General features: G+C 64.9%; 11 protein-coding genes. All 11 read right to left on the reverse strand.

Annotation, left to right across the window (positions count from 1 at the left end; genetic code table 11):
* Position 1 precedes the first annotated feature (1 nt).
* Positions 2-271, reverse strand: a complete 270-nt coding sequence (fliQ, locus tag DN824_RS19430; RefSeq protein WP_138410007.1) for a flagellar biosynthesis protein FliQ — start codon at positions 269-271, stop codon at positions 2-4.
* Between the two features lie 10 nt (positions 272-281).
* Positions 282-1058: a flagellar type III secretion system pore protein FliP gene (gene fliP / locus DN824_RS19435; RefSeq protein ID WP_138410008.1), complete on the reverse strand. Its 777-nt coding sequence runs from the start codon at positions 1056-1058 to the stop codon at positions 282-284.
* On the reverse strand, positions 1058-1486 hold the full coding sequence (gene fliO / locus DN824_RS19440) for a flagellar biosynthetic protein FliO (protein WP_138410009.1): 429 nt from the start codon (positions 1484-1486) through the stop codon (positions 1058-1060). Before fliO ends, fliP begins: the two co-directional genes overlap by 1 nt.
* Before the next feature lies 1 nt (position 1487).
* Positions 1488-1952 carry a flagellar motor switch protein FliN gene (gene fliN / locus DN824_RS19445; RefSeq protein ID WP_138410010.1) on the reverse strand — a complete coding sequence of 155 codons (465 nt, stop codon included), beginning with the start codon at positions 1950-1952 and terminating at the stop codon, positions 1488-1490.
* 42 nt (positions 1953-1994) lie between these two features.
* Positions 1995-2966 (reverse strand): flagellar motor switch protein FliM, encoded by a 972-nt coding sequence (gene fliM / locus DN824_RS19450; protein WP_138410011.1) that lies wholly within the window; start codon positions 2964-2966, stop codon positions 1995-1997.
* Positions 2967-2981: 15 nt separating this feature from the next.
* Positions 2982-3509 (reverse strand): flagellar basal body-associated protein FliL, encoded by a 528-nt coding sequence (gene fliL / locus DN824_RS19455; RefSeq protein WP_138410012.1) that lies wholly within the window; start codon positions 3507-3509, stop codon positions 2982-2984.
* A 155-nt stretch (positions 3510-3664) separates the two neighbouring features.
* On the reverse strand, positions 3665-4975 hold the full coding sequence (locus DN824_RS19460) for a flagellar hook-length control protein FliK (RefSeq protein ID WP_138410013.1): 1311 nt from the start codon (positions 4973-4975) through the stop codon (positions 3665-3667).
* Positions 4976-5050: 75 nt separating this feature from the next.
* Entirely contained in the window at positions 5051-5407 is a 357-nt protein-coding gene (locus tag DN824_RS19465; protein WP_138410014.1) for an Hpt domain-containing protein, read from the reverse strand.
* Between the two features lie 24 nt (positions 5408-5431).
* A complete protein-coding gene (locus tag DN824_RS19470) occupies positions 5432-7126 on the reverse strand; it encodes an ATP-binding SpoIIE family protein phosphatase (protein ID WP_138410015.1) in 1695 nt (564 codons plus the stop codon).
* Positions 7126-7431 (reverse strand): STAS domain-containing protein, encoded by a 306-nt coding sequence (locus DN824_RS19475; RefSeq protein ID WP_138410016.1) that lies wholly within the window; start codon positions 7429-7431, stop codon positions 7126-7128. The genes DN824_RS19470 and DN824_RS19475 overlap by 1 nt, the downstream gene beginning before the upstream one ends.
* An 88-nt stretch (positions 7432-7519) precedes the next feature.
* On the reverse strand, positions 7520-7648 hold a 129-nt coding region (locus tag DN824_RS19480), incomplete at its 5' end, for a flagellar FliJ family protein (RefSeq protein WP_174236545.1).

A 7648-nucleotide genomic window follows, 5' to 3' on the forward strand; every position in this document is an offset into this window, starting at 1 on the left:
GTCAGCCGATCAGCATCGGAATGTTGCGGACCAGGGTCTCGGTGTACTCCATGAACACCCGCACCAGCCAGGGCCCCGCCCAGATCAGGGTCAGCAGCATCACCAGCAGCCTCGGCAGAAAGCTCAAGGTCTGCTCGTTGATCTGGGTCGCGGCCTGGAACATCGCCACCACCAGGCCGATCAGCAGGCTCGGCACCACCAGGATGCCGACCATCATGGCGGTCATCCAGAGCGCTTCGCGGAACAGGTCGACTGCGACTTCGGGTGTCATGGTCGCGCTCCTAAAGGGTTCCGAAACTGCCGGCCAGGGTCCCGATGATCAGCCCCCAGCCATCGACCAGCACGAACAGCATGATCTTGAACGGCAACGAGATGATCAGCGGGGACAGCATCATCATGCCCATCGCCATCAGCACGCTGGCGACCACCATGTCGATGATCAGGAAGGGAATGAAGATCATGAAGCCGATCTGGAAGGCGGTCTTGAGCTCGGAGGTCACGAAGGCCGGCACCAGGATCGTCAGCGGCGTGGCGTCCGGGCTCTGGATATCGGTACGCCGTGACAGGCGCACGAACAGCTCCAGATCGCTTTCGCGGGTCTGCGCCAGCATGAAGTTCTTCATCGGCACCTCGGCCCGCGCGATCGCCTCCTGTGCAGGCAATTGTTCGTTCAGGTAGGGCTGCAGGGCGTCGCGGTTAATCTGGTCGAACACCGGCGCCATGATGAACAGGGTCAGGAAGATGGTCAGGCCGACCAGGATCTGGTTCGACGGCGTCTGCTGCAGGCCCAGCGCCTGACGCAGGATGGAAAACACGATGATGATCCGGGTGAAGCTGGTCATCAGCATGACGAACGCCGGGATGAAGCTCAGCGCCGTCATGATCAGCAGGATCTGCAGGCTGACCGAATACTCCTGCTGCCCCTCCGCGTTGGTGCTCAGGGTGATCGCGGGGATCGACAGCGGGCTGTCGCCCTGCGAAAGCAGCCCGCCGGCATCCTGACCGAGCGCGAGGGGCGCGACCAGCGCCAGGAAAATCGCCAGCAGAATACGCGGCATCAAAGCTTGTCCTTGTTGTCCCTGCCCAGCAGCTCCATCAGGCGCTGGGCGAATTCCGGATTGGCCGGTTCCGCATCGGGAAGATGCACCGGCTCCTTGAGTACGTGCAGCGGCGTGATCCGCCCCGCGCTGATGCCCAGCAGCACCTGCTCGCCGCCGACCTGTACCAGCACCAGGCGATCGCGCGGCCCCAGCGCCTGGGTGGAGATCAGCTTGATGACCTGGGCGCCGCGCGGGTTGAGCTGCTGGACCCGGCGCAGCAGCCAGGCCAGCAGGAAGATCAGACCGATGACCAGCAGCAGCCCGAGCAACAGCTTGGTCACCTGCGAGCCCATGCTCGCGCTGCTCATGGTGGCCGCAGGCTCGGCGGCGAAAGCGGGCAACGCGGCGAGCGAGGCCAGCGAGGCGAAAAGTCCGAGGATTCGCATGTCAGCGCAGCTTCTTGATGCGTTCGCTGGGGCTGATCACGTCGGTCAGGCGGATGCCGAACTTCTCGTTGACCACCACCACTTCGCCATGGGCGATCAGGGTTCCGTTGACCAGCACGTCGAGCGGCTCGCCCGCCAGGCGGTCCAGTTCTACGACCGAACCCTGGTTGAGCTGCAGCAGGTTGCGGATGCTGATTTCGGTGCTGCCGACTTCCATCGAGATCGATACCGGGATGTCCAGAATGACATCCAGGTTCGGCCCCTCCAGGCTCACCTGCCCGCTGGGCTTGGGCATCCCGCCGAATTCTTCCATCGGTGCGCGTGGTGCGGCAGGCGCCGCGGCTGCGGCCCCGTTCATCAGCGCATCGATGTCGTCCTGGCTGGCATCGCCCGCCTCGGCCAGCGCGGCCGCCCATTCGTCGGCCAGTGCCTGCTCTTCGGGGGACTGTTCGTTCTCGTCTGCCATTGCTAATCCTCGACCGGCACGAAATTAAAAAAGAAAGATTGCTTAGCGGGGCCGTTCTACCGGCGACAGCACCTGCAGCGCCAGGTTGCCCTTGTGCGCGCCGAGCTTGACCCGGAATGCCGGCATGCCATTGGCACGCATGATCATGTCTTCCGGCACCTCGACCGGAATGATATCGCCCGGTTGCATGTTCAGGATGTCGCGCAGCTTGAGCTGCCGGCGCACGACGGTGGCCCCGAGCGGCACGTTGACGTCGAGAATGTCTTCACGCAGCGCCTTGACCCAGCGCTCGTCCTGATCGTCGACGTCGGACTGGAAGCCGGCATCGAGCATTTCCCGGATCGGCTCGATCATCGAATAGGGAATGGTGATGTGCAGATCGCCGCCGCCACCGTCCAGCTCGATATGGAAGGTGGAGACCACCACCACTTCGCTGGGGCTGACGATGTTGGCCAGCGCTGGGTTCACTTCGGAGTTGATGTATTCGAAGTTGACGTCCATCACCGCATGCCAGGCTTCCTTCAGATCGACGAAGGCCTGGTCCAGCACCATGCGCACGACGCGCAGCTCGGTGGGGGTGAATTCACGACCTTCGATCTTGGCGTGGCGGCCATCGCCGCCGAAGAAGTTGTCCACCAGCTTGAACACCAGCTTGGCGTCGAGGATGAACAATGCCGTACCGCGCAGCGGCTTCATCTTCACCAGATTCAGGCTGGTCGGCACGTAGAGCGAATGCACGTATTCGCCGAACTTCATCACCTGCACGCCGCCGACCGACACATCGGCCGAGCGCCTCAGCAGGTTGAACATGCTGATACGGGTGTAGCGGGCGAAACGTTCGTTGATCATCTCCAGCGTCGGCATGCGTCCGCGGACGATGCGATCCTGGCTGGTCAGGTCGTAGCTCTTGATGCTCCCCGGTTCGGCATCGCTTTCGGTCTCGACCAGACCGTCGTCGACTCCATGCAGGAGCGCGTCGATTTCGTCTTGTGAGAGCAGGTCTTGAACGGCCATCTGGGGCAAGCCCTTCTATTGCAGTACGAAGTTGGTGAACAGCACTTGCTCGACAGCAAGCTTGCCGGTTTCTTTCTGGGCCAGTTCCTGCACGCCAGCGGTCACCTGCTGACGCAGCATCTCCTTGCCGACCGGCGTCATCAGCGCGGCGAAATCCTGGCTGGACAGGAGCATCACCAGCCGGTTGCGCAACAGCGGCATGTGTTCCTTGAGCGCGTCGAGCGCCGCCTGGTCGCGCGACATCAGCGTGATGCTCACCTGGATGTAGCGTTGGCGGCCCTTGTGATTGAAATTGACCACAAAAGCAGGCGCCAGTACTTCATAAACCGCTTCCTGTCTGACGGTCGGTACCGCCGAGGCGGCCTCGTCACGCGCGGGCGCCTCGCTGCCGTCCTTCTTCATCAGAAACCAGGTCGCGCCGACCGAGGCGCCCACGGCGAGCAGCAGCGCCAGAACCATGAGGATGATGAGTTTGAGTTTGCCCTTGCCGCCGGGGGAAGCGTCCGGCCCTGCCGCAGCGGCAGGGGCCTGTTTCTTAGCCATGACAAAAATCCGTCGTTAAGCGCGCCGTCCCGAGCGTCAAATGCCGGACAGCAACGTGATAGGTCGAAGTATCGGACACGCCGGCGATGCCGTAAATGGCGAAGCCCGCCGTATTCACGAAGCCAGTCGCGAACCGCGGCGAGTCGCCATGAGAATCAGGCGTAGTAGTCCACCAGGCCACGGTCGCCGGAGACGCGGGAACCGCTGATCTCGCTGACGCCCAGCACGTTCTCCTCGTCCTGCGAACCACCGCTGTCGGCACGGCCCGCATTGCGCCCACCGCCCTCGCCCTGGCCCTGCCAGCCGCGGGACTGGTCGGAGACGTTCACGTCCACCAGGTTCATGCCCTGCTGGGCGAACATGTCGCGCAAGCGCGACAGCTGTCCCTCGAGCGCATCGCGCACGCCGGCGTGCGGGCTGAGGAAGGTCACCTGGGTCTGATCCTTGTTCATGTCGATGCGCACTTCCATGCGCCCGAGTTCGGCGGGGTCGAGCTTGATCTCGGCCGACTTGAGGTTCTGGCTGGACAGCCACATCACGCGGTCGACCACCGCCTCGCTCCAGCCTTCCTGCTGCATCTGCACCGGCTGGCCCGGGGCGAGCGCCGCCCTGTGCGTCTGGACCTGGGCCGCGGCCGGCTGAGTCAGCGCATTGACACGGTTGTCCTGCGATTCGCTGGCCAGCGCGCGGCTGTCCTTGAGGCTCACCGCCCCGCCCACCAGCTCCTCGAGATCCGCGTCCAGCTCCACCGAGGATTCGCCTTCTGGACTCTGCGCCCCCAGCAACGCGCTGGCGAAGGACTGCAATGCCTCAGGTTCGGCCTCGCCGTCGCCGGTCGCCGGCAGCGACAGCTTCTGCAGGGCCAGTTCGTCGGTGGCAGGCTCGCTCAGGCCGGCCAGCGACAACATCGGGTCGGCAGCGTCGCCCTCCGCCGCCGGTACGCCCTCGGCCCCCTGCGGCAGCAGGCCCCCGAGCCCGAACTGGGCCGCCTGCTGGGCAGCGAGCGGATCGACCGCAGGCTGGAACTGACCGGAGAGCCCGAGCATCAGCAGCGGATCGAGCTCGCCGTCCTGCGGCGCCTCCTGTCCGGCCTCGGTCGCAGGCAAATCGTTGCCGCTAGCGGCAACGCTGGCCGGTGCGGCGGCAGGCGTACCCGTCGAGGCGGCCTGCGCGCCGTCACGCGGATCGGCCTTGGGCTTGGCATCCGCCGGCTTGTCCCGTTGAGGCTTGGCTGCGGTGCTGTCGGTGCGCTCGGCAGGCCTGGACGGCTGCGCCGGCTTGGCCTGGCGCTCCTGCGCGAACACCTGGGCGAAGCTGGCGGCGTCGCTGCGGCTGGTGGTCTTGCCCGTATTGGGTGCCGTGCTCGCGCCCGCGTTGTTGACAGGCGCGTTCTGCCCCTGGGAAAGCGCCTTGGTGCGCAGGTCGGGTGGCGTGAGCTTCAATAGCAGATCAGGGGAAACGGACATCGTTATTTCCGCTTTGATGGGTCGTACCGCTATCGAGCAATTTCCGGGCCAGCGAAAACCGTCAGAGACTTGGCATCAGGGCTGACCGTAACGCTGCCGCTCGGCGAGGAACAGAGCGCGGACGGTCGCGAACTCGTGTTCCGCCTCTTCGATGAGGGTTGCGGCGTCGCCCAGCAGCCCCTTGCCCGCCTGCGCTTCGAGCCTGCGCAGCAGGTCGCTCAGGGCCGCGGCGCCCAGATTGCTGCAGCTGCCCTTGAAGCTGTGGGCGGCCCGCCGCAGCGCCTCGGCATCCTTCGCCTCGCAGGCAAGGTGCAGCGAGCGCAGGCGCTCTTGCGAGTCGTTGAGAAAGGTCTCCAGCAGCACCGGATATTCGGCTTCCATCACGTCCTGCAGCGTAGCCAGTACGGCACTGTCGAGATGAGGTAGGGACACGGGCCCGCTCCAGGAAAAAGATGATTATGCGCCGAGCGACCAGCTGAACTCCACGCGTACGCTTCTGCCGTCGGCCTCCCACTCGCAGCGGTCGGAGAGCTCTTCTACCAGGCGCAACCCTCGCCCGGCCAGCTCCTTGGTGTCGTGGCGAAGCGCACACACGCGGGTCGCATCGAAGCCGCCCCCGCTGTCTTCCATGATGATGCACAGGCGCCCGCCCTCCGCCGTCGGCTGCAGGTGGAAGTGGAACCTCACGTAGCCTTCTTCGAGGGCCTGCAGGCGTTGCTGCCTGAGCGCGTAGTAACGGGCGAACCCCTCGGCGTCGCGCTTGATCGACGAGTCCAGGCCGAGCACCCCGTGTTCCAGCGCATTGGAGTAGAGCTCCGCCAGCACGGTGTAGATGGTGCCCGCCTGCGGCCTGAGCGGCTGGACCTGCAGCAGCAGCTGCAAGAGCAGCGGCAGCGGGTTGTAGCTGCGCAGGGTTTCGGCGCGCAGCTCGAAATTCACCGACCAGTCCAGCGGACTCGGCTGCAGGGCACCGCTCGGGACCGCGGGCAATGCGCCGCTTTCGGCGCCTTCGACCAGGTGGACCTCGACCATGCTGAGGTCGTCCTGGAGTTCGCCGTGGAAGGCCATCAGCGCGCACTGGAGTTCGTCGAACAGACTGGCCGGGTCGTGACCGGCGATCAGGCCGAGCAAGCGCTCCTCGCCGAACAGCTCGCCCTGAACGTTGCGGCTTTCCACCACGCCGTCGGACACCAGCAGCAGACGATCGCCGAGGGCCAGCGAATGGCTTTCGAAACGATTGTCGAAGGCCTGCGCATCGAGCACGCCGAGCGGCAGATGCCGCGAACGCAGCGTCACCGGCTCCGCCTCGCCCGGCCGGATCAGGTAACCGTCGGGAAGCCCGCCGGCCCAGACCTGCAGAAGCCCCTGCGCGACGTTGATGTCCAGCAGCGTCGCGCAGCAGAACACCCCGACCGGAAGGATGCGCTTGAGCTTAGTGTTGAGTTCGCGAACGATGTCCTGGCTCGAATAGCCCTTGGCGGTCATGCCGTAGAAGGTCTCGGCCAGTGGCATGGCGCCGATCGCGGCAGGCAGGCCGTGCCCGGTGAAGTCGCCGAGCAGGACGAACATGTTGCCGGTGGGGGCCTGCGCGGCGAGCAGCAGATCGCCGTTGAACAGCGCCAGCGGCGACTGCAGGTAGCGAATGTTCGGCGCGCCCAGGCAGCCGGCATGGGCCACCTTGTCGAAGATGGCCTTGGCCTGGCGCTGCTCGTCGAGCAGTTGCCGGTTCTGCCGGGCGATCAGATCACGTTGCTCCAGCACCGTCGCCTGCAGCTGCCGCAGACGGCCCATGGCATGGATCTTCGCTTCGAGGATGATCGGGTTGTAGGGCTTGGCGACGAAGTCGTCGCCACCGGCCTCGAGGCACTTGACCAGCGCCTCGTTCTCGGCGAGCGAGGTGAGAAAGATGATCGGTACCAGCTCGTCGCCAGCCAGCGTCTTGATGCGGCGGGCGGCGTCGAAGCCGTCCATTATCGGCATCAGCGCATCGAGCAGGACCAGTTGCGGTCGCGCCTGCTCGAACATCGCCACGGCCTCCAGGCCGTTGCCCGCGGTCAGCACGCGGTGCCCCTGGCGACTGACGATGGCCGAGAGCAGCATGCGGTCGGCCGGATTGTCCTCGGCGATGAGTATCGTCAGGCCACGGGCCATCACTCGATGGAGAACAGCTGTTCGAAATTGGAAATCGACAGGATCTTGCGAACCTCGGGGCTGCAGTTGATCAAGCGGATCATGGCGCCCTCGCCGCCCGCATGGTCGCGAAGCAGGAGCAGCATGCCCAGGGCCGAACTGTCCAGGTAGGTGGCGTCCTTGAGATCGATCACGTAGCGCTTTGGCGTCTCGCTGACGCGCTGGTAGGCATCACGGAAAGCTTGATGGGTACTGAAGTCGAAGCGGCCCTGGATATAGATGGTCAATTCCTGTCCATCTGCCGAAGGCTGCGAAGTGATGGTCATGTAGCGCTCCCTGATCCTGAACGAACTGCGCGGCGACGACATACGCCACGCCCTTGAAGATTTAGCACTCAACCTCGGGAGCGGCAACTCAATCGTTCCTGACCCGACCGGCTAGTCGCTGCGAGAACTCGTCAAGCAGACGCTGTTCACGCTTGTCGGCCGCCACGCGTGCTTCCTGCAGATACCGCTCGACCAGCTTGCGCAGCCCTTCGAGCCT

Source organism: Stutzerimonas nosocomialis, from assembly GCF_005876855.1.
GTDB lineage: Bacteria > Pseudomonadota > Gammaproteobacteria > Pseudomonadales > Pseudomonadaceae > Stutzerimonas > Stutzerimonas nosocomialis.